The following is a 23548-nucleotide window of genomic DNA, read 5'->3' as shown; positions in this document are numbered from 1 at the left end:
GTTTAAACGACACCCGCCAACTGATCCGTCAGCGCCAACCAGAGAGCATCCATGCCGCGCTGGAGATCCCGCAGTTTGAGACGACCCACGGCGCTGTGGTGGCTTTCAGCAACACCGAGCCGTATCAAATCCATGCCAGGGTGCCCCCAGGCGGCATATTCCCAATCCAGTATCACCGGGCCACGACCCGTATCGATGATATTTTCAGGTATCAGGTCATGGTGACAGATGACCGGTTGCCAGGAGCCGGCATCAATGGCTGCAGCATGCTCTTCGATAGCATCTGCCGCCACGGGGCGAACGACCAGCTGGGCGAGGTAGTGTTGACAGTGATTCAGGTAGCTGAAACGGCTGGCTGTAGCCGGCTTGGGAAAAGCCCGGATTTTTTCGAGCAGGGGCACCAGTTGCCGGTTTACCCGATGATGGCTATCAACCGTCCCGGCATCCCATAATCGTCCGTCGACAAACTCCGTCACCAGTACCTCGGCGGTCACATAAAGCAGCTTGGGGACACACCCAGTGGGCTGCAACAGGCGAAGCAGAGCCTCTTCCCTTTGGCGGTCAATCCCCAGCGCCTTGCTGTGTGGTGTATTGACTCTCACTACGGCTCTCCTGGAGCCACTTTCCACCAGATAAGACAAATTGGTCATACCGCCGGACATGGGTTTAACCAGAGACGGTTTACCTGGCAGGCGGATTTCCCAGCGCCGCCATTCAGATAACGTCTGGTGCAGCAAACTCTTGCCGTCGCTCAGTGATTGGCTGTTCAAGGTAATGTTTTCTCCAGCGGATAAAACCGAGCACGACCAGCACCAGATAAACAGCAAACAGGCCGGCCGTGAGGTAAAGTTCACGATCCAGATAAAGGTAAATTGATGCCCCGTCGACGACAATCCAGTAGAGCCAGTTTTCCAGAATTTTGCGGGCCACCATCACCGTAGTCAGCACCCCGCCCCAGGTAGTGAAGGAGTCCAGATAAGGCAAGTGGGCATCGGTGTGTTGGGACAGCAGGTGGCCAGACACGGCAGAAGCCAGTACAACAGCGAACAACGCATACAAGTGTTGCGTTAGCCCCCAGCGGGATATCCTGACGCCGCGGTGCTCGACACCACCGCGACGCCACTGATACCACCCATAAACCGCCATCACCAGATAATAGACGTGCAGCAACGAGCCCATGTAAAGACTGACACCGCCAAACACCCAGATATAAATAGCCGTGCCAAAAAAGGCACAGAACCAGCACAGGCTGTTCTCTCGCATAGCCAGCACGAGATAGGCCAATGAAAAAACCACCGCCAGTGCTTCCAGGCCTAACCAGTTCGACATTCAGAATGCCTCGTATCCGGGAATCACCTTAAGCACATATACCGCCATATCGAATTCCTCACGGCAGGCGGCGATGGTGTCCTGAACCGCCTGCATGGCCGCCTGGTATTCACCCTGTACCACCGTACTGGTGGGGAAGGTCTGCACCTCAAGCCCCGGATAGCAGTTAATCTTCTCAATAAACCCCTTGATCGGTGGAATGAAGTCCTCCCGGTTAGGATACATACTGACATCAATGGTCACCTGCATACGATAAATCTCCCTGGGGTAATGCCCTTAAAAGCGGTATTTGGCGGTGGCGCCAACAATGCGCGGCTCACCATACTGATAATAGGGTTCAGTCTGATAAAAATTGCGGGGGTCATTGCCGAAGCCACCAAAACCGCGAACAATCACATCCCGATCTGTCAGATTGCGTCCCCACAGCATGAAATCCCACTGTTGCAACCGGTACTCAAGCCGGGCATTAAACAGCTCGTAGCGGTTTGACCTAGCGTTGTGCCGCGGTGACAAATAGAACTGCTGTTTGCCTTCCATTTCCAGTGCTGCCGACATCTGCCCGGTTAAGGCCACTTCGACTCCCAGGGAAAACTGGTAGGAAGGTGCATGTGCCTGCTCCCGACCATCGAGATCGACCGCCACATTGTTTTCCGGATCGGCATCCACATGACTCAAGCTTTCAAAGTCCTGATAAGTAGCACGGAGCAAGCCGAGACTGCCGTAAACCTGAACATCCTCCTTCGCCAACCAGTCAAACATCAGCTCAAGGCCGTAATTGCGACCTTTGGACGCATTGTCAAACATGTCAATAAAACTGCAGGGGCACAGATCACCGGTAATCGGCTTGACCAGCGATTGCTTGACCTGCATATCCCGTCGCATCTGATAAAACAATGCCAACTGAACCTGCAGGGTGCGATCCAGCCAGTCACCCTTTATGCCGGTTTCGAGATTCCACATATATTCGGTATCAAAATCCCGCACACCGGAATCCAGTTCAGGGTTGCTATTGACCCCACCGGCCTTGTAACCCCGGGAAACCAGTCCATAAAGCAGGGTTTCCGGCGTCAGACTGTATTCCAGGGCCAGACGGCCACCCCAGAGTCTTTCACTGGTATTGTGGCGAACCCCCTCGCTGTCCAGATAATCGGCACGACGAAACTCGATTCGCGCCCCGCTGACCAGCTTTAAATGGTCGCTGAGCCGGGTGTCCAGCTGGCCGTAGACAGCCCGGTTGCGGGTGTCAAAATCACTGGTGAAGTCACCGTCAGCATAGGTGTATTCGCGCAGCAGCGACTCATTCTGCCTGCGGTAATAAATGCCCAGCACCCAGTCGCTGGCGCCATTGAAAAGACGCCCGGCTTCGCTGGAAACCAGCTTGAGGTCCATGCTGCCGTTATAGCGGCTGCGCTGGTAGCGATCAAAAGAGGAATACTCCCAACCCTCGCAAGGCAGGCCCTCACAGATAGCCGCAAAACTCCAGTCCTCGTCATAGCTGTACTCAAGATTGCTATCGGCATAACTGATCAGTCCGACCACATCAAACTGCTCAGTGGCGTGCCAGATACTTTCTACCGCAAATGCCGTGGACTCCTGGCGGTCGTGACCCGGCTGATCGGAGAGCGTCTTGCGGGTGTTATCCAGCGAAAAGGCATCGTAACCGTTGTCCGCATCCACGTAGAAACCGGTAAAGTTCAGCTGTAACCGGTCGCTGACTCGCCAGTGCAGCTTGCCCCGGGCGGTGAGCTCGTCGATGTTGCTGGTATCCTTGCGATTGACAAACTCATTATCGATATAGCCGTCACTGCGGTGACCCTGCACGGCCAGACGGTAGCCCAGATTATCGGCAATCGGTCCGCTCAATACTGCGCTGGTGGTGCGGGTTTCATAGTCGGCAATAGAGGTTTCAATGTGGCCTTCAAATACGTCGGAGGGATTATTTGATTTCATGTTGATCAACCCCGCCAGCGCGTTGGCACCGTAGAGGGTGCCTTGGGGACCGCGCAACACTTCAACCTGACGCAAATCGAGGGTTGTTGCCGCACCGCCGATACCACTGAAATCGATCCCGTCAATCAGCAAGCCCACCGAGGGGTTCAGCGGCTCGATAAACTGACTGCGCTCGCCGATACCACGGATCTGGATAAATTTGCCCCGCGATGCGCCGCTGGAAAAATTCACATTCGGAACCAGATTCAGGAGCTGATCCAGGTGACGCGCCTGACGGCGTTCAATCTGCTGACTGTCGAGGATGCTGATACTGTTGCCGGTATCCAGCACGGATACATCGCGAAACTGGGCAGTCACCACCACTTCCTGAATGGTTTCAGCGGATAACGTCTCTATGGTGGTCTCGGTCCCGGCTACTATGCCCTCAGGACCCTCGGGTTCTGTAGCAAGCACAACGCCGGAAAGCAGGCAGGTAAATGCCAGTAATGGCATTTTTCGAAACAGGTCTATCATGATGAGCCTCATTAACATTGTTAAAGAGACCCGGATATGGGAGGAGTGAACGGTAACTTTTGCGTCCTATCCCTACGCCGGTACTATCCGGATCAGGTTCAAAGGGTTCATCCGAGGATGTCTCAGGCTTGCGCCGCCCCTTAGGAAAATTCATCTGCTCTGTGCAGGTGAAATTGCGATTTTACGCGAATCAATTACCAACTCAATGGCTTTACTTAAATAATTTTGGAGTAACGAATTTCCGACCCGGATTTTTTGATATAGGCGTCGAAGGTCATGCAGATGCGGCGAATCAACAGTCGCCCCACCGGGGTTACCCGGAGGCCTTCCGGGCTGAGGACCACCAGGCCGTCGTCCATCATCGACCGCAGCTGGAGCAACTCTTCCGCAAAATAGTCGGTGAACACGACGTCAAATTGTTGTTCGATGTCAGCAAAATTCAATTCAAAATGGCAGATCAACTGCTTGATCACCATCTGGCGCAACAGGTCATCGCGGCTCAGCTCAAATCCCCGCGCCACCGGCAGATGGCCGCTGTCGATGGCAGTCTGGTAGTCCTCGATCTGCTTGTGATTCTGGGCAAATACATTGTCTATGGCGCTGATGGCAGACACGCCAAAGGCCACCAGATCAGAACCGCCGTGAGTGGAGTAACCCTGGAAATTTCGCTGTAACACACCATTGCGCTGTGCCACCGCCAGCTCATCGTCTGGGAGGGCAAAGTGATCCATACCGATATAGACATAACCGGCTTTCAACAGCATCTGGGTGATGCTTTCCATCATCAACAGCTTATCTTTCGCACTGGGCAGCGCGCTTTCATCTATCTGTCTCTGCACCTTGAACAGATGGGGTAAATGGGCGTAATTGAATACCGATAGGCGGTCCGGGCCGAGGTCAATGATGCTGTCCAGGGTGCGCTCGAAAGTATCCCAGGTCTGATAGGGCAAACCGTAGATCAGGTCCATGCTGATGGAATGGAAACCTTCGGCGCGGCCCGCCTCCACTAACGCACACACCTCCTCCACAGAATTAAAACGGTTGACCGCCTGCTGCACGGTGGGATCGAAATCCTGAACCCCCATACTGAGGCGGTTAAATCCCAGATCCCGCAGACAGCTGATCGTGCTGACATCCATATCCCCGGGGTGAATCTCTATCGAATACTCGCCACTGTCGTCATCCAACAGGTTGAAATGTTTGCGGGTGGCGGCCATCAACAGGCGTTTTTCATCATCACTGATGTAAGTGGGTGTACCGCCACCCCAGTGCAGCTGATGGACTGGCCGGGAACGGTCAAACAGTGCCCCCTGACAAGCCACCTCGGTGATCAGTCTTTCCAGATACGGCATGGCTCGCTTGCGATTGGCCGTGATGATTTTGTTGCAGGCGCAGTAGTAACAGACCGTGCTGCAGAAGGGCAGATGAAAATACAGAGACAGAGGACGACCCGCCGCATTGCTGCGCTCAATCGCTTGACACAGCGCCGCCTCGCCAAAGCCTTCATGGAATTGTGGCGCCGTAGGGTAGGACGTGTAACGGGGGCCAGACAGGTCGTAGCGCTCGATCAGCTGACGATCCCAGATAGCCGTATTTTCAGAAATCACTGTGACAAAAAACCTGTTGAGGAAAAAACGGATCCTAGCAGCGGTTCGCCTACTGCTTGTTGATGTCGATCAACCTACGCAATCAAGCTACCGTTCCCGCTATCAAGAGGCTCACCCTGATGGCCAAGTCGCCCGGCATCTGTCACCCCATACCCGTTTTGGGTGACTCTCTGTTAAAGTAACGGCCCCCCATAAGTCTGTTTCCTCCATGCTGGCACGTCGTGACAAAATCTTTTTTGGTATCCTGGCGATCACAGTGCTTGGGGCATTGGCCCTGTCACTGCTGCTCGGCTGGTATATCTGGCGGGAATCCGTTGGCACGGAGGAACAGCGTCTGCAACAATTGTCACAGCGACTCGGTGAGGAAACAGAACAGGCCATTATTGACGCCCGCAATCTTCTTGAAACCCTCAATGAGCGGGCCACTGATCCTTGTAACACCACCCACCTAGCGATGATGCAGGAGGTCGCCATAGCGCGTCCCTATATCCGGGCAATCGGCTACTGGCGTGCAGCCGAACGACTCTGTGGCGCCGGGTTTATTCAGGGCATATCCTTCACGCCACCCAAAGCCAGCCGTATTTACAACTCGGGGGTGATTGCCTGGTGGCCCAGCGAGACCACAGAAGTGGGTGGCGTACAGCTGTTTCTGATGCGATTTGGTCACCATGATGTGGTGATCGACCCACGGTTGTTACTGAACGTGGACCTTCTGGAGGGCCAGATGGCCGGCCTGTGGGTAGAAAGACTACCCATGATCACGACGCCACCCAATGCCATTTTCCCACCATTGGAAAGCCTCAAACAGGGAATGACTGTCAATCAGTCGACGGGACAGATGATTTCCCGGTTTTCCCTGGGCACCCTGCTTCCCATCGATATTGTCGCCATTCAGCCAATGAGCGAGTTCTGGAAACGCTATCTGCCCACCCTGATCACCGCCGGGATATCAGCCCTGCTACTGATCCCCCTCTGGGTATTCGCTGTGGTCCGCTACTCCCGCCAGCACCTCAGCCTGGCCGCCGAATTGCGTGATGCAATCACCAGAAATAAACTGAGAGTCAACTATCAGCCCATCGTGGATATGTCCAATGGACGGTGCCTCGGCGCTGAATCACTGGCACGCTGGACCCGCGACAATGGTGAAGTTGTCGGCCCGGACATTTTCATTCCGATCGCCGAGGAGGCCGGGTTGGCCACCGACCTGGCTCGGGCCATGCTGCAAGGCATCCTGCGCGAGCTGGGCGATCTTCTAAAACAATGCCCGGATCTCAGTATCAACCTCAACCTGTCCGCACAGGACTTCCAGTCAGACCGGTTGTTCGTCCACCTTGAAACCGAGCTGAAAACCGCCGGGCTGGCTACTTCGGCCATCAAACTGGAAATTACCGAACGGGCATTGGTGGACAGTGACTCGGCGCGGCAGCGAATCCGCACCCTGCGCCGACAGGGTCATCTGGTGGCTATTGATGATTTCGGCACCGGTTACTCCAGCCTTTCCTATCTGGAAAGTTTTGAGCTGGATGCCCTGAAAATCGACAAGTCTTTTGTCGATGCCATTGAAAACCAGGCTGTTACCAGCAGTGTGATTGTCCATGTAATCGAGATGGCAAAATCATTGAACCTGGATATTATTGCCGAGGGCGTCGAGTGTGATCATCAGGCGGACTGGCTCTTGAGTCAGGGCGTCAGGCTGGGGCAGGGTTACCTGTTCAGCCGTCCTTTAACGGCTCATCAGTTTATTGACTTCCATCAAAAATACAGCTGACCGATCAGCTAAGCACAGATAAACTACTCCGCCCCGGAGGGAATGACCAACCCGTCTCAACCCTGTCCGGGCCGTTTCCCTATCAACCACCGGAGAATTGACTGCTTGAAAAAAATGCCTGTGCCAAGTTGCCCCAAGACATCACTGAATTACCTGTTCGTCGCGATAATTACATTGGCAAGCGGTGGCTGTAGCCTTTGGGAGCCCCTGACGGAGCAGTCAGAGCCAGCCAGAATCACCAGCCTTTCGGATAGCACAAAAAGCAGTCTGGTAAAACGTAAGGCAACACTGAGTGACAGTGACAAAATCAACCCACTCCCCCCGGAACAGGTCGGTTATTATATGGATGTCCAGTATGCCAACCTCCAGCAGAAGCTCAGGAATCAGGGTATCGACCTCAGCCTACAGAACAGTAAAATCACCATGATTATCCCCGGGGCAACCATCTTTGATGTCAACAGCACAGCCATCAATAAGGGGGCCCAATCGGCCCTGACAGCCATTACCGGGGTATTGGCAGAGTATGACAACACAATGATTACTGTGGCCGGTCACACCGACAACCAGGGAGAGACTGACTATAATCAGGAACTCTCGGAACAGCGTGCCCTAGCCATTGGCGAATACCTTTCCCAACGCGGCATCACGCCCACTAGATTGGTGATTCAGTACTTTGGTCAGAACCGTCCAATCGCCGATAACAGTATTCCCTCGGGCCGCGCTGAAAATCGCCGTGTCGAGCTGATCATAGAGCCCATCGTTGCCCGACAATCGTCGTCGTAACCTGAACTGGATATTCTCGGCCAACACCTGAAAACGCGGCCTTCGAACCGAGCGTATAGACCAAGGTGTCACTGGCAATAGCCCATGCTGGCCAGTATAATTCCGCCACTCTGGAAACCCGCCGGGTGGACCTGTGCATTTCCGCTTCCCTAACCTCAAGAGAGAAGAAGACGAGACATGAGCTACAACAAGATTCCCGCTGGCAACGACCTGCCGCACGATATCAACGTGGTCATTGAAATCCCCGCCAACCACGACCCCATCAAATATGAAATCGACAAGGACAGCGATGCAATTTTTGTTGACCGCTTTGTCGCCACACCCATGTTTTATCCCGCCAATTACGGCTATATCCCACAGACTCTGTCAGAAGACGGCGATCCCCTGGATGTACTGGTGGTAACACCCTACCCTGTCATGCCCGGCTCAGTGATCCGCAGCCGGGTCATCGGCGTGTTGAACATGACCGATGAGTCCGGTGTGGATGCCAAACTACTGGCGGTACCCCATACCAAGCTCACCAAGCTGTATGACCACGTGCAGGAAATTGCCGACCTGCCGGAGCTACTGATCAAACAGATCAAACACTACTTTGAAAATTACAAGACACTCGAAGCCGGCAAGTGGGTGAAAGTTGAAGGCTGGGACAATGCCGAAGCCGCCCGCAGGGAAATTACCGCTTCGCGCGATCGCTATCTGCAAGAGGAAGGCTGAAACACGGGCCGGCACTCACCAATAAAAAACCCGGCATTTAACGCCGGGTTTTTTATGTCATGCCGATACAGACTGCTCCCAATCCAGCATCTGCTGTTTCCGGGGCAACCCCCAGCGATACCCCCCCAGCTCGCCGTTACTGCGGATCACCCGATGGCAGGGAACCAGCCAGGCCACCGGGTTGGCACCAATCGCGCTGGCCACGGCGCGCACCGCTTTGGGCTGGTCAATGGCACTGGCCACCTGCTGATAGGTGATCACACTGGCAAAGGGGATCGACAATAATACCTGCCAGACCTGTCGCTGAAATACCGTACCCTTCGCACTCAGTGTCAAGCTGTCTTCCTGCGGGTTCTCCCGGGCAGGCCGACGAAACAGCGTTTGTACGAAAGCTGCTACACCCGCATCATCACGATTGAAACACCGGGATTTATCCAACCGGGGAAAAACCCGAAAAGGATCGGTTTCACCGCGGTCCTGAAACACCAGCTGCTCAATCCCGGACTCTGTCCAGACCAGCCAAAGCGAGCCAAATGGTGAGGGCGAATTGCCATAACGGGCATCGAGCCCATCCTGATAATCAACCAGACGGATTTTCATTTCTCTACCCTGTTGCTAACGGAATAATGACAAGGGAAATGTATCACGGCAACCATCTGCTGGTGGCAATTGATTCAGACTGATATCGGCAGGACCTATTCGACAGAATCAATACAAATACAGGATGGTAAAACAGCCCGCCGGGCGGGCTGTTTTACCGAGGTATCAGGTATTAGCCCGATTCTCAATCAACTGATCCACCACAGCGGGATCTGCCAGGGTTGAAGTATCTCCCAGGTTCTCCAGTTCATTGGCGGCAATTTTGCGCAAAATACGGCGCATGATTTTTCCCGACCGGGTCTTCGGCAGCCCCGGAGCCCAATGAATCACATCCGGCTTGGCGATTGCACCAATTTCCTTCACACAAAGCGCCACCAGCTCCTTGCGCAAGTCATCCGATGGCTCTGCACCGCTCATCAGCGTGACATAGGCATAAATACCCTGTCCCTTGATATCGTGCGGGTAACCGACCACCGCAGCCTCGGCCACATTGGCATGCAACACCAGAGCACTTTCCACCTCCGCAGTCCCCATGCGGTGCCCGGAAACATTCAGCACATCGTCCACCCGGCCGGTAATCCAATAGTGGCCATCGGCATCCCGACGACCGCCATCACCGGTAAAGTAATAACCTTTGTAGGGGGCAAAATAGGTTTCCCGGAAACGTTCCATATCTCCGTATACACCACGAATCTGGGCAGGCCAGGATGCTTTGATAGCCAGAACACCTTCACCGGGACCTTCAATTTCATGCCCTTCGGCATCCAGCAGTACGGGCTGTACGCCAAAAAATGGTACGGTCGCACAACCGGGCTTCATCAGCGTGGCACCCGGCAGAGGGGTCAGCATATGGGCACCGGTTTCTGTCTGCCACCAAGTATCGACAATTGGGCAACGACCGTCACCAACAACCCGGTAATACCACTCCCAGGCCTCAGGATTGATCGGCTCGCCTACCGTACCCAGCAATCGCAGGGAACTGAGGTCGGCTTTTTTGACATAATCATCACCGGCCCCCATCAGCGCACGAATGGCCGTGGGTGCAGTGTAAAAGATGGTGACCCCATGTTTCTCGACCACCTGCCAGAAACGGGAAGCATTGGGGTAAGTGGGAACGCCTTCAAATAACAGCGAAGTCCCGCCATTGCAGAGTGGACCGTAGACAATATAACTGTGTCCAGTGATCCAACCCACATCGGCAGTACACCAGTAGATGTCATCATCCTTGTGATCAAAGACATACTTGTGGGTCATGGCACACTGCAATAAATAACCGGCGGTGGTGTGCATCACGCCCTTTGGCATCCCGGTGGAGCCGGAAGTGTAGAGGATGAAAAGTGGATCCTCTGCATCCATCAGTTCTGGTGCACAGTACTCATTCGCCTCCATCATTTCTTCGTGGTACCAGATATCGCGATTATCATCCCACTCCACCAGAGAGCGGGTTCGCTCCACCACCAGGCAGGTATGTACATTGGGACAACCCCGCAAAGCCTGATCGGCATTGGCTTTCAATGGAATTTTCTTGCCGCCGCGCAAACCTTCATCCGCTGTGATCAGCACCTGACAATCTGAGTCGAGAATCCGGTCTTTCAGGGCATCGGGAGAAAATCCACCGAACACCACGGAGTGAACCGCGCCGATGCGCGCACAGGCCAGCATCGCATAGGCCGCCTCGGGGATCATCGGCATGTAAATACAGACTCGATCACCCTTTTTTACACCCCGGGATTTCAGCACATTGGCCAGCTTATTGACCTGTTCACTGAGCTCGTTATAGGTGATATCGGTGCTTTCCAGCGGGTGATCTCCCTCCCAGATCAGTGCAACCTTATCGCCGCGCTCCGCCAGATGACGATCGATACAGTTGACCGTCACATTCAGTTTGCCACCGGAAAACCAGCTGGCTTCACCGGTATTGAAATCGTAATCACATACCTCATTCCAGCGTGTTTCCCAATCGAGAAACAGTTCGGCTTCCCTGGCCCAGAATTCATCCGGATGCTCAATAGAATGGCGATACATGCGCTCGTAGGTTTCAGCATCGATATGCGCCTGGGTGGCGAAGTCGTCGGGGACGGGACGAACATTGGTTGCGGACATGAAATCCTCCCTCTCGTTATCAGTTCTATGGGGCCCAGATTAAAGGAGATGAAGCCTAGCATCTATTCGACCTTTGCATAACAGGTCACAGGGATTTTTCCAGGGCAAAGCCCCATCCGACAAGCCGGGATATATCTTAACCGGAGACTATCCGGGCCAGCGGTGCATGCTCAGGTCCGAACCGGTGGGCGACTTGCGCAAGAAACAGCTCCGCTGTTGCGACGGCGTCCACCAGCGCATTATGGGCATGATAATCGGGCAGGTTGTAGCGGCGGCGACAATCCGACAACCGCAGACCTTGCCCATGCTGACCTGTACTGTTACGTTGCAGTCGCTGATTTTCGAGCACCAGGGTATCCACCACCATCGCCAGCAGTGGCACGCCGTAAAGGCGCTGGCTGGCCTCCCGTAAAAAAGCCAGATCGAGTGCCGCGTAGTGAAGCAACAGTACCCTGCCCTGCAAAGCTTCCAGCAGACAATCCATGGCATCGGACAGGGAGCTGGCACCGACCATATCCCTGTCGTGAATACCGTGGATCACAGCACTCTGACCAACGCCGAGGGGACTGCGTACCAGAATGTGCCGGGCACCGGCCAGCATGACCCTCATATTGTCTATGGGTACGAAACCGATGCTCAGGATATGATCTGAGTCGACCTCCATCCCGGTCATTTCAAGATCCACGGCCAGATAACAGCCCTTTCTGAAATCCGCTTTTCTGGACGGGGCAGCAGCTCGCAGGTACTCCCGCATCCGGCCATGCTGACACCGGGCCAGATGGCGCTTTTGCTTCAGTTGGTAAGTCAAACCGGCCAACATTACATCAATCCGCGGGTAAACTTGACTCGCAGCGCGGCCTGGGCACTGGTAACAACTGCGAACGCATCCCGCAACTGGTGACGGGACAGGGACGATAGTGTTTTCGGATCGAGATAATTGTCCGGCTTGCTGCCCGCCTTCAACATCGCCCCCTGATGTTCCAGTCGCAATCGGGAAATAAACTCGTGGGCATCGATCAGGTTGCGGGCATCTTTCAGGGTGATCTGCCGGTTGGCGGCCGCTTCACGCAAACGGGCCAGTGTCTGTATTTCAGTGGAGCCCGCAGCGAGCGCATGAATTCTGGCGATATCATTGATCGGCATGATGCCTCGCAACTTCATGTCAAACGCGTGTTTGTGCTCACCGCTGTGCTCCAGCACAAAATGTTTGAAAAAACCCATCGGAGGGGTCAGTTTCAGTGCGTTGGCAGTGAGGCTGGCCAGAAAAATTTCGTTTCCCCTCGCGGTGTTACACACCGTCTGTTGGAGGTCCGCAAACAGGGCCTTGTCACCAAAAACACAGCGCATGTCAAAGAAAATACTGGCATGCATCAGCGCCTTTGTGGACGGCTGATTAATCCAGCCGAGAAACTGTTTTTTCCAACCCGCCAGGGGTTGCCGCCAGCGATCGGTAATGGCCATCACCTCCCCGGGACAGTATTTGTAACCGCAGAGATCCAGACCGTCGTTCACATAAGTCGCCAGTGCTTTAAAGTAGCTGTCGTCCTCCCCGGTCGCTCCGTCACTGAGTAGCAGGCCGTTGTCCTGATCGGAAATCGCGGCCTGATCCTGCCGGCCCTGTGAGCCGAAGGCCAACCAGGTAAAGGCCGTCGGTGCAGCACCCAGCTTGCCCATTGCCTGATGGATCAGTTGCCGGGTCAAGGCATCGGTCACGGTGGTCAGCAGACGGCCAACCTGGTCGGCGCTGGCACCGGCCCGGATCAGACTGCCCAACAATTCCGGAATATCCCGCGACACCTGCTGTAAACCGGCCACCGTCTCCTGATGGCCGATTTCACCAATCAAGAGAACGGGATCCGTTTTTTGCGCCTTGATTAAATCGGTGGTGGTCACCATCCCCGCGGGACTGCCGTCGAGAAGTACTGGCAAGTGGTGAATGTTGTGCTCTGTCATCAATAGTGTGGCTTCAAAGACCAGGCTCTCCGCCGAAACACTGACCAGATTCGTGGTCATGATTTCGGCCAGGGGGGTGTCCGCACTGCGACCTTCGGCAACCACACGAATACGCAAATCGCGATCGGTGACCAGACCACACAACCGACCCCTGTCGTCCACGATCATCACAGACGATACCCGTTCAGTCGTCATCAATTTCGCCACCTCGGCAACGGTCTGATCGGCAGATGCGACCACCGGCTCGCGGGAGAAAATGTCGCCAACCCGACGGGTAAGCTGATAACTCTGTTCGCGAAACCGCACGGCATGGCGCAAACGGTTGGCATGCGCGCGATTGAAGAAACGATCGAAGGGTCGACTGGCAGAGCGCAACGCCTGGAACAGGTCCCCGTCGAGTTGGTAAACCAGTCCGTCCTCAATCACTGTCAACTGGTTGGTAATGGCGTCGCCGGTCAGCAACGACGGATAACCAAAGTAACCACCGGGCTCCACCCGATCGAGCAACTGCCCCTCGCTGTCGCGCACCTCAAACGCACCCGTGCGAACCACATACAGACGCGGGCTGGAGTAGTCGAGGACCGCGCTGGGATCGCCGGCACGGTAATAGGCAATCTGTACTTTACTGGCGGCGCGCCCGAGCGTCTCCGCGGGAAGCTCATCAAAGGGTGGGCACCCGGCAAGAAATTCTCTGATTGCGGCCACTTCTACACTGACGGTCATAAAACCTGTCTCAACACAATTACCCGTTACTCTAGCCGAAAGCCGTTACTCTAGCTGAAAGTCCCTATTCTATTTGAAAGATAGCCCCGAGAGTGTATCTGTAACAATTAGGCGAAAGTGGAAGGAGAAATCAGAAGGAGAAGGGGCAGCGGCGCTCGAAGAACCCGTACCGCTCCCTGCCACAAAAGTCCTGGAACGGAAAATTCGTGACTTTCTGAAATAGCAGAGATAGGTTTTTGTTGTTGGGTAAAAGCATTAACCGGACTGACTCGGCTTGACACATCCATATGCCAGGCCGGTTAATCGGGGCGACGACACAACACTCAGACTCAACACAGGGAGATAGCTTTTTGGATGCAAGCAAGCCGACCATGCTGATCATTAATGCGGGCTCTTCCAGTATCCGCTTTGCCCAATACCGGGTTGGGGAGCCGTTGCAACAGATACTGCATGGCCAGGTTGAACGAATCGGTATCCCCGGAACCCGACTGATCGTCGAGACCAATTCGGGCGAGACCGTCGACAGCGCCATCGATATGCCGGCTGATCCCGCGGCAATGGCTGCGTTTTTTGTCGACTGGCTGGAATCATCGGGAATCGTTTCATCGACTCGGGCGATCGGTCATCGACTGGTCCACGGTCTGGCACATACCGAGCCGGAGCGAATTACCCCGGCACTGCTGGCCGAACTGGCAGGCATCAGTTCCTTCGCACCAGAGCATCTGCCCCGCGAGCTGGCGTTAATCGAGGCTTTGCAGGAACGTTTTCCCTCCCTGCCACAGGTGGCCTGCTTCGATACAGCGTTCCACACCAGCATGCCTCGGGTGGCACAACTGCTGCCCATTCCCCGCCGCTTCGAGGCGTTGGGCGTGCGACGCTATGGTTTTCACGGCCTGTCCTATAACTACCTGATGGAAGAACTGGTCAGCCTCGGCGACCCAGCGGCAACAGCAGGCCTTGTGATTCTTGCCCACCTCGGCAATGGCGCCAGCCTCGCCGCTGTCCGCAATGGCAAAAGCATTGATACCAGCATGGGATTCACGCCGACCTCCGGGTTGCCCATGAGCAACCGTACAGGAGACTTGGAACCCGGCGTGGCCAGCTATCTGGAACAACGGGAAAATATTACTGCGACAGAATTCCAACAGCTGGCCAGTCGTGAATCTGGCCTGTTGGGAATTTCCGAAACCAGCGCTGATGTGCGGGAACTGTTGGCCATGGAGGACACCGACAATCGAGCCAGGGAGGCGCTGGCTCTGTTCTGTTACCAGACCAAAAAATGGCTCGGCGGCTATACCGCTGCCCTGGAGGGGCTCGACACACTAGTCTTCAGCGGTGGTATCGGCGAGAACGCGCCGACTATCCGCGCACGCATCTGTGAGGGACTCGGCTATCTCGGCATTACTCTGGACCCCCAGGCCAATGCCGACGATGCTGCAGTGATCTCAACCGAAACCAGCGCGGTCACTGTGCGCGTGATTGCCACCGATGAAGCGCTGATTATCGCCAGATCTGTTCACCGCCTCCTGCAACTCGCGCCCTGATTATCCACGGCTAAGCTATTTGCAACCGGACAATCCGTCATTGCAATCGGTCGAGTGAAAGTCGGTCAGAGTCGTTCATACCCCAAAGTCAACAGTGGCTGACATCCGGCTTTTTTGACTATGATGAACACTGGTGAACACTCTGTTATCGGGCAAGGGAATATTCTATGCAACACCGACATTCAGCGGACAGCGGCATGGTGCAGAATCACCAGCCACTGACAGCGGAACAGCTGCAAAAAATCGATGCCTACTGGCGTGCTGCCAATTATCTGTCAGTGGGACAGATCTACCTGCTGGATAATCCGTTGCTCAGAGAACCGCTGAAACAGGCACATATCAAGCCCCGGCTACTCGGCCACTGGGGCACCACGCCCGGACTGAATTTTATTTACGTGCATCTCAACCGGGTCATCAAAGCGCTGGATCTCAACATCCTCTACATCACAGGCCCCGGCCACGGCGGACCGGGCATTGTGGCCAATACCTGGCTGGAGGGCACTTACAGTGAGACGTACCCGGAAGTTTCCCCGGATGAAATCGGGATGAAACGTCTGTTCAAACAGTTTTCATTCCCCGGCGGCATTCCCAGTCATGTGGCGCCGGAAACCCCCGGCTCAATCCATGAGGGCGGCGAGCTGGGCTATGCGCTCTCCCACGCATTCGGCGCTGCGTTTGACAATCCGGACCTGATCGTGGCCTGTGTAGTGGGCGATGGCGAAGCAGAAACCGGCCCCCTGGCCACCAGCTGGCACTCCAACAAGTTTCTCAATCCCGTGCACGACGGCGCGGTTCTACCTATCCTGCACCTGAACGGTTATAAGATTGCCGGACCTACCGTACTGGCCAGGATTCCCCACAATGAACTGGAAGCATTGTTTACCGGCTACGGTTACAAACCCTACTTTGTGGAAGGCGACTCCCCGGAGGCGATGCATCAACAGATGGCGGCAACACTCGATAGCGCCATCATCGAGATCAATCAGATTCAGACAGAAGCCCGGAATAACGGCTTTAAAGTGCGACCCCGTTGGCCAATGATTATTCTCCGTTCCCCAAAAGGATGGACGGGTCCAAAAACTGTCGATGACAAACCTGCCGAGGGCACTTTCCGCGCCCACCAAGTGCCGATGGGGGATATGCGTCACCCCGGGCACCTGGAAATACTGGAATCCTGGTTGCGGAGTTACCGCCCCGAGGAACTGTTCGACCAACAGGGCAAACTCATTAATGAACTGGCGGCGCTGGCACCCAAGGGTGAACGCCGTATGGGTGCCAACCCACACAGCAATGGTGGGCTGCTGCTAAAGGATCTGAACCTGCCGGATTTCAGAGACTATGCCGTTGCGGTGCAAATACCCGGTGGAGCGGACTGTGAATCCACTCGGGTGCAGGGACAGTTTATCCGCGATGTCATCACCCACAACCCGCAAAACTTTCGGGTATTCAGCCCGGATGAAACGAATTCAAACCGCTGGAATGCGGTATTCGAGGTGACCAACCGATGCTCCACTGCCGAAATCCTACCCGGTGACGAGCATGTAGCAGCCGATGGTCGAGTGATGGAAATGCTCAGTGAGCACCAGTGTGAAGGTTGGCTGGAAGGCTACCTGCTGACGGGTCGACACGGCTTTTTTTCCTGCTATGAGGCCTTCATTCACATTGTAGATTCCATGTTCAACCAGCATGCCAAATGGCTGGATGTGGCCGGCGATATTGCCTGGCGACCACCGATAGCGTCCCTGAATTACCTGCTGTCATCCCATGTCTGGCGTCAGGACCACAATGGCTTCAGCCATCAGGATCCGGGGTTCATTGACGTGGTTGCCAACAAACAGGCCAAAATCATCCGCGTTTATCTGCCGCCGGATGCCAATACCCTGCTGTCGGTTACCGATCACTGCCTGCGCAGCCGCAACTACGTGAATGTCATCGTAGCCGGCAAGCAGTCTGCACCCCAGTGGCTGACCATGGATCAGGCGGTCAAACACTGCTCCGCCGGTATCGGCATCTGGTCCTGGGCCGGCAATGAGGGGGAAGAAGAACCGGATGTGGTGATGGCCTGCTGCGGTGATGTGCCTACCCTGGAAACCATGGCAGCCGTAGCTATCCTGCGCGAAGCATTGCCGGCGGTGAAAATCCGGGTCGTCAATGTGGTGGATCTGATGCGCCTACTGCCCGACAGCAAACATCCTCACGGCTTGTGCGATACCAACTTCGATGCCCTGTTTACGGCAGACAAACCGGTTATTTTTGCCTACCACGGCTATCCGCTGCTGATTCACCGGCTCACCTATCGGCGCCATAATCACCAGAACCTGCATGTACACGGGTTCCAGGAAGAGGGTTCCACCACCACACCATTTGATATGACGGTTCGAAACAGGTTGGATCGCTTTCATCTGGCCATGGCCGCCATCGACTACCTGCCCCAGACTGGTCAACAGGGCGTCGATTTGAAGCGGCAGCTCCATGAGAAATTGATCTCGCACAAGGCCTATATCAATGAATACGGGCAGGATATGCCAGAGGTGCTCAACTGGCGATGGACAGGAGCAGAGACAACGTCGTGACAACCTGTTTCACTTGGCAAGACATCACCACAAAATACCAGTCCGACAGCGTAGAGTAAAAGTTGTGTTGGCGGTGAATCGTTTAGCGCTGTATAAAAGTATTTATTGAACACTTAAATCAATCATCAAGACTGAACAATAAAATAACGGGAGTAAGGATGGACATCAAAACCTTTGCCGAACTGATCGACTGGACCCGCCAGCTGCATGCGCATCTGGCACATTGTCTCGATAAGGGTATCGGCGAGAATCAGGAAGAACGTGCCAAATTATTGCTTGCCTATCTGTCGAATCACGAGGCAGAGATGGAGCGAATGGTCGCCCAGTTTGAACTGCAGGCAGACCAGAAAGCGATGCAGACCTATGTATACGACTATCTCTCACACCAACCGATCAAGATCTCCCAGCCCTGCGAAATCCCTTTTGGCAAGCTGGGTTTTGATGATATCTGTCAGGAGGTTTTCAGTTTGCACGAGCAGATGATTGACCTTTACCGGACGCTATCCAGTAAAGCGGAAATTCCCGAAGCCAGAGGCCTGCTGGAATCGTTACTCGAAATGGAGGAACACGAAGTGATGCGGCTGGCTACCCAGACAGGGAGAATGAGTGATCTCTGATATAACCGAAAGCACTGAAGCTAAGGATCCCGTCTGCGGCATGACCGTCAATCCACGGGAGACCAGGCATTTTTCCCAGCATGCCGGCGAAACCTGGTATTTCTGCGGCGCACACTGCCGGGAAAAGTTTGAAAACGACCCCGCACACTATCTGGACGGCCTGCCCGCAGAACAAAAGACCCTGCCGGGGGCACTCTTTACCTGCCCAATGCACCCTGAGATTCAACAGCAGGGACCCGGCGATTGCCCGATCTGCGGGATGGCGCTAGAGCCGGAAGAAATCACTGCCGACAGCGAACCCTCGGCAGAACTACTCGATATGAACCGGCGCTTCTGGCTTGGGCTGATGTTGGCGCTACCGGTCTTTATCCTCGAAATGAGCAGCCACTTCCTTCACACCGACAGTCTGATATCACCGCAGGTTTCCAACTGGGTGCAATTGCTACTCGCTACTCCTGTGGTGCTGTGGGCGGGATGGCCATTCTTCCAGCGTGGCTGGAATTCCATTTTACGTCGCAACCTGAACATGTTTACCCTGATTGCCATCGGCACCGGGGCCGCCTGGCTATACAGCCTGTTTGCCACACTGGCACCGGATCTTTTTCCTCCGGCATTCCGCCAACAGGACGGTTCGGTCGCCGTCTATTTTGAAGCCGCCGCGGTGATTATCGTGCTGGTGTTGCTGGGCCAGGTACTCGAATTGCGCGCCCGGGAAAAAACCTCCGGGGCCATTCGGGCACTCTTAAATCTGGCGCCGACCACGGCACGGCGGCTGGATAGCCAGGGCGATGAAGCGACTATCCCGCTCGACCAGGTCAAGGTGGGCGACCGTCTCAGGGTTCGCCCCGGCGACAAAGTGCCGCTGGATGGTGAGGTGCTTGAGGGCCGCTCCAATATCGACGAATCGATGGTGACCGGCGAACCACTGGCCGTCAAAAAACAGTCGGGCGACACGGTTATCGGCGGCAGTATCAATGGCCAGGGTTCGTTCATCATGCGTGCCGATAAAGTTGGCCGGGACACCATGCTGTCGCAGATCGTCCAGATGGTAGCCAGCGCCCAGCGAACGCGCGCGCCCATTCAGGGTCTGGCGGACAAGGTCGCCGGAATTTTTGTGCCGGTCGTGATACTCATTGCCATCATCGCATTCATTGTCTGGTCGATCTGGGGCCCCACCCCACCGATGGCATTTGCCCTGATTGCAGCCGTCAGCGTACTGATTATTGCCTGCCCCTGCGCATTGGGGCTGGCCACACCGATGTCAATCATGGTGGGCGTCGGGCGCGGAGCACAGGCGGGCGTCCTGATTCGCAATGCCGAAGCACTGGAGCGACTGGAAAAAGTGGATACCGTGGTGATCGACAAAACCGGCACGCTGACGGAAGGCAGACCTCAGGTAACCGGCATCCATCCTGCTTCGGGCTTTGATCAAGATACCTTACTGCGACTTGGTGCCAGCCTGGAGCGATCAAGCGAACACCCCCTGGCAGAGGCCATGCTGGCAAAAGCCGGTGAGCTGGAATTGACCCTGTCCGAACCCGAGGATTTTCAGGCCCTCAATGGCAAGGGTGTCACCGGCAGTATTGAGGGCACACAGGTTATCCTGGGCAATCGTCTTTTGATGGAAGGCGAAGCTATCGATCTGTCAGCCTGCGCCGACAGTGCCGAGGCACTTCGCCATGACGGCGCAACCGTCATTTTCATCGCCGTCAATGGTCAATATGCAGGCTTGTTTGCGATAGCAGATCCCATCAAGGAAACCACTGCAGCCGCCATTCGTGCCTTACAACATGACGGCCTTCGCGTGGTCATGCTGACGGGTGACAGCCGTACATCAGCGGAGGCCATCGCCCGCCAATTGAATATCGATGAGGTAGAGGCCGAGGTTCTACCCGAGGATAAAAGCCTCGCTGTACGCCGTCTGCAGGACCAGAAGCGCATTGTAGTCATGGTCGGTGATGGCGTGAACGACGCACCGGCTCTGGCCAGCGCTGATGTGGGAATCGCGATGGGCACCGGCACCGATGTCGCCATCGAAAGCGCTGGGGTAACACTGCTGAGAGGTGATCTGATGGGTATTGTCGATGCCTGCAGACTGTCTCGCGCCACCATGCGCAACATCCGCCAGAACCTGTTTTTTGCCTTTGCCTATAACGCCGCCGGCGTGCCGATTGCCGCGGGCATCCTCTACCCGTTCACCGGATTACTGTTATCACCGATCATTGCTGCAGCGGCGATGTCCCTGTCATCGGTCAGCGTGATTGGCAATGCCCTGCGCCTGAGAGCCGTCAAGCTCAGCTGACAGGGCATGATCCACAGGCTAGAACATCAGGGCCACGCCCAATGACAGGGTAAAATGATCACGACGCTCATCGTTGTTGTTGGCGATAGACGATGTGCCGCCAAATTTCCAGTCATAGCGAATGTCTACATAGGGCGACAGTTCCCGGGTAATTTCATAATTGAAACGCACACCCAGTCGTCCATTGGTCAGGCCCCGGCCCAGCGCCTGTCGCGCCACCCGCTGGGCCGCCATTTCCAACCGGTAGTACGGTTCAATCCCAACCCGTTGGGTTACCAGCAGATGGGTGCTCTGTTTCAACCGGGCCGTGATATGGCCGTAGTCGCTGACAAACAGGTGGGCCTGGGTTTTCAGAAAGTAAGGTGCCAGGCCACTGACCCCCAGGGTGTAATACCCCGTGGAGTCGGGCTGGGTATCAAGGCGAATCCCGGTCTGAAAATCCCAGAATTCGCTGACATTTCGGCTGTACATCGCCCAGAACTCACTCTCCTGCAGAGCGCCCTTGTGCTGTTTGATATCCGTTTTCAACCAAAGTTTGTGCGTATCGCCACCGATCCAGCCATCCAGCTCAATATCGGTAATACCACCTTCACTTCCACCGCCGTGCTGTGCCTCGAACCAAAAAGCATGGAATACGGGACTGGGATGGTGAGGATTCTCGGCCCACGCACCAACGGATATCAGCAGAAAAAACCCCAACGCAGAACAATACCGTTGACTAATGCCCATGATGCTCCCCTCCACGCTGTTGAACTTCGTGGTCCATGGATGAGGGTGACCCGGGGCCTGGATCGGATATTGCAGTGGCTTTCTCCCCAACCTCAACATCGTATTCCGCCACTACCAGTTTGGTCATCATGCCAGCCGCCATATGGAACAGAAGGTGACAATGGAATGCCCATTCGCCCGGCTCATCTGCTGTCAGCAATACAGAATAGGATTTTCCCGGTGGCACATTCACGGTATGTTTATTGGGCAATCGCTCGGCGGGCTGACCGTTATCCAGCTGGACAAACATGCCGTGCAGGTGCATCGGGTGCGCCATCATGGAGGTGTTTTCAAACCTCAGCTTGACGCGCTCGCCATAACGCAATTGCAGTGGTTTAAAGCCCTCGTCACCAAACTTATGGCCATTGATGGTCCAGATAAAGCGCGTCATGGAACCGCCCAAGCTAACCACAATTTCCCGCTCTGGTGGACGGGTATCCGTCTGCTGCCGCAAAGACCGCAGATCGGCGTAACTCAGGGCCTTGTGGCCGGGCGGCGTACCGGCATCGGCCCAGCCACTGCTCGCCGAAACGGTATTGTCCTGCTGCGCCATACCGTGGCCAGCATGGCCTGTCATGGCGGTCTTGCCGGTAACGTCTGCGCCTTGAACCTCACTGTGCCCCATACCCATGTCACCCATGGTCAGCAATGCACGCGACCGGGATTCCGGTTCGGGGCCTCGCATCCCGCTACGGGGCGCCAGAGTGCCCATGGCAAAACCGGTGCGATCAATGGCTTCTGCGGCAATAGTAAAGGCGGTGTCGGTGGTCGGTCTGACAAGCACGTCATAGGTCTCTGCCACAGCAAAGCGGAATTCATCTACGGTGACAGGCTCAACATATTGGCCATCCGCCTGCACCACATCCATTGTCAGGCCGGGGATACGAACGTCATACATGCTCATGGCAGAAGCATTGATAAAACGCAGTCGGACAGTTTCGCCGGGGTTGAATAAACCGGTCCAGTTTTGCGCCGGTGTCCGGCCATTGATGAGAAAGGTGTAGCCACTGACATCCGCGATATCGGTAGGCGACATCCGCATCTCACCCCACTCGGTAGCCCATTGCCAGGCCTCGGCCAGACCGCGGTTGCGCACATCATCCAGAAAATCACCGAGGGTGCGTTGGGAGTAGTTGTAATAGTGGGGATCTTTTTTCAAATTCGCCATGATTTGCGAACTGGCTTCTTCACTGAAATCAGACAACACCACCACGTAATCCCGATCCGCCTGAATCAGACTGCGATTTTCGGGATGCACAATCAGTGCACCGTAGTGGCCGTCCTGTTCCTGGGTGCCACTGTGGGCGTGATACCAGTAGGTACCGTTTTGCCGAAGCTCAAATCGATAGGTAAAAGTTTCCCCCGGTGCAATACCGGGATAACCGCTGAAGCCCGGCACACCATCCATTGCCGGTGGCAACAGCAATCCGTGCCAGTGGACTGAGCTCGGCACCTTCATTTTATTGGTAACATGAATCACGGCTGTATCACCTTCAGTGAATTCCAGCACAGGCCCGGGGATACTGCCGTTAACAGTAATACGCTGTAACGGCTTGCCTGTGATATTGACTGTCTGGCGGTCAATATCCAGGTGATACTCAGTGATATTGGCGACGGCATTTATGGCGATCATGGATATCCAGAAAGCCGTCAACAGCCTTGAAAATAATGACATTTGTTCAATCCTCAGATGAATTATCC

The 23548-nt window shown here is 55.2% G+C and carries 18 protein-coding genes and 1 riboswitch; of the genes, 7 read left to right on the top strand and 11 right to left on the bottom strand.

Annotation, left to right across the window (positions count from 1 at the left end):
- Positions 1-2: 2 nt before the first annotated feature.
- From U740_RS07210 to hemN, 5 genes are all read right to left on the bottom strand, one after another.
- Positions 3-770, bottom strand: coding sequence for a choline/ethanolamine kinase family protein (locus U740_RS07210; RefSeq protein ID WP_152556805.1), 768 nt, complete (start codon positions 768-770; stop codon positions 3-5).
- Positions 715-1329 carry a nicotinamide riboside transporter PnuC gene (gene pnuC / locus U740_RS07205; protein WP_051921283.1) on the bottom strand — a complete coding sequence of 205 codons (615 nt, stop codon included), beginning with the start codon at positions 1327-1329 and terminating at the stop codon, positions 715-717. Before pnuC ends, U740_RS07210 begins: the two co-directional genes overlap by 56 nt.
- A complete protein-coding gene (locus U740_RS12120) occupies positions 1330-1578 on the bottom strand; it encodes a hypothetical protein (protein WP_036859971.1) in 249 nt (82 codons plus the stop codon). It abuts the gene before it with no gap.
- A 27-nt stretch (positions 1579-1605) separates the two neighbouring features.
- On the bottom strand, positions 1606-3792 hold the full coding sequence (locus U740_RS07195; RefSeq protein WP_235189836.1) for a TonB-dependent receptor: 2187 nt from the start codon (positions 3790-3792) through the stop codon (positions 1606-1608).
- Between the two features lie 52 nt (positions 3793-3844).
- Positions 3845-3943: riboswitch (TPP riboswitch) on the bottom strand.
- Between the two features lie 64 nt (positions 3944-4007).
- Entirely contained in the window at positions 4008-5399 is a 1392-nt protein-coding gene (gene hemN, locus U740_RS07190) for an oxygen-independent coproporphyrinogen III oxidase (protein ID WP_235189835.1), read from the bottom strand.
- A gap of 208 nt (positions 5400-5607) precedes the next feature.
- Here hemN and U740_RS07185 point away from each other — a divergent pair, with 208 nt between their 5' ends.
- From U740_RS07185 to ppa, 3 genes are all read left to right on the top strand, one after another.
- The gene (locus tag U740_RS07185) at positions 5608-7167 is read left to right on the top strand and encodes an EAL domain-containing protein (RefSeq protein ID WP_036859969.1); all 1560 of its coding nucleotides are present in this window, start codon (positions 5608-5610) and stop codon (positions 7165-7167) included.
- 114 nt (positions 7168-7281) lie between these two features.
- Positions 7282-7950: an OmpA family protein gene (locus tag U740_RS07180; RefSeq protein WP_235189948.1), complete on the top strand. Its 669-nt coding sequence runs from the start codon at positions 7282-7284 to the stop codon at positions 7948-7950.
- A gap of 177 nt (positions 7951-8127) precedes the next feature.
- Positions 8128-8664 carry an inorganic diphosphatase gene (gene ppa, locus U740_RS07175; RefSeq protein ID WP_036859967.1) on the top strand — a complete coding sequence of 179 codons (537 nt, stop codon included), beginning with the start codon at positions 8128-8130 and terminating at the stop codon, positions 8662-8664.
- A gap of 57 nt (positions 8665-8721) precedes the next feature.
- Here the strand turns inward: ppa and U740_RS11845 are convergent, their stop codons facing one another.
- The 4 genes from U740_RS11845 to U740_RS07155 form a co-directional block, all read right to left on the bottom strand.
- Positions 8722-9264 (bottom strand): methylated-DNA--[protein]-cysteine S-methyltransferase, encoded by a 543-nt coding sequence (locus U740_RS11845; protein WP_051921281.1) that lies wholly within the window; start codon positions 9262-9264, stop codon positions 8722-8724.
- A gap of 165 nt (positions 9265-9429) precedes the next feature.
- Positions 9430-11367, bottom strand: coding sequence for an acetate--CoA ligase (gene acs, locus U740_RS07165; RefSeq protein WP_036859965.1), 1938 nt, complete (start codon positions 11365-11367; stop codon positions 9430-9432).
- A gap of 136 nt (positions 11368-11503) precedes the next feature.
- Complete coding sequence (locus U740_RS07160; protein ID WP_152556804.1) at positions 11504-12187, bottom strand: exonuclease domain-containing protein; 684 nt, start codon at positions 12185-12187, stop codon at positions 11504-11506.
- Complete coding sequence (locus U740_RS07155) at positions 12187-14043, bottom strand: putative nucleotidyltransferase substrate binding domain-containing protein (RefSeq protein ID WP_036859963.1); 1857 nt, start codon at positions 14041-14043, stop codon at positions 12187-12189. Before U740_RS07155 ends, U740_RS07160 begins: the two co-directional genes overlap by 1 nt.
- Before the next feature lie 350 nt (positions 14044-14393).
- Here U740_RS07155 and U740_RS07150 point away from each other — a divergent pair, with 350 nt between their 5' ends.
- The 4 genes from U740_RS07150 to U740_RS07135 all read left to right on the top strand — a co-directional run bounded on the left by U740_RS07150 (position 14394) and on the right by U740_RS07135 (position 21079).
- On the top strand, positions 14394-15587 hold the full coding sequence (locus U740_RS07150) for an acetate/propionate family kinase (protein ID WP_200877062.1): 1194 nt from the start codon (positions 14394-14396) through the stop codon (positions 15585-15587).
- Positions 15588-15754: 167 nt separating this feature from the next.
- Entirely contained in the window at positions 15755-18160 is a 2406-nt protein-coding gene (locus U740_RS07145; protein WP_235189834.1) for a phosphoketolase family protein, read from the top strand.
- A gap of 158 nt (positions 18161-18318) precedes the next feature.
- Positions 18319-18777, top strand: a complete 459-nt coding sequence (locus tag U740_RS07140) for a hypothetical protein (protein ID WP_036859960.1) — start codon at positions 18319-18321, stop codon at positions 18775-18777.
- Positions 18767-21079 (top strand): heavy metal translocating P-type ATPase, encoded by a 2313-nt coding sequence (locus U740_RS07135; RefSeq protein ID WP_268745565.1) that lies wholly within the window; start codon positions 18767-18769, stop codon positions 21077-21079. Before U740_RS07140 ends, U740_RS07135 begins: the two co-directional genes overlap by 11 nt.
- An 18-nt stretch (positions 21080-21097) precedes the next feature.
- Here the strand turns inward: U740_RS07135 and U740_RS07130 are convergent, their stop codons facing one another.
- Together U740_RS07130 and U740_RS07125 are read right to left on the bottom strand one after the other, a co-directional pair.
- Positions 21098-21808, bottom strand: coding sequence for a copper resistance protein B (locus U740_RS07130; RefSeq protein ID WP_036859958.1), 711 nt, complete (start codon positions 21806-21808; stop codon positions 21098-21100).
- Positions 21798-23522, bottom strand: a complete 1725-nt coding sequence (locus tag U740_RS07125) for a copper resistance system multicopper oxidase (protein ID WP_081890876.1) — start codon at positions 23520-23522, stop codon at positions 21798-21800. The genes U740_RS07130 and U740_RS07125 overlap by 11 nt, the downstream gene beginning before the upstream one ends.
- Positions 23523-23548 lie beyond the last annotated feature (26 nt).

Origin of the sequence: Porticoccus hydrocarbonoclasticus MCTG13d, assembly GCF_000744735.1 — a bacterium.
In the GTDB taxonomy this organism is placed as follows: domain Bacteria; phylum Pseudomonadota; class Gammaproteobacteria; order Pseudomonadales; family Porticoccaceae; genus Porticoccus; species Porticoccus hydrocarbonoclasticus.
The sequence above is the reverse complement of the archived record's forward strand: the minus strand, read 5'-3'. Positions and strand labels throughout refer to the sequence as shown.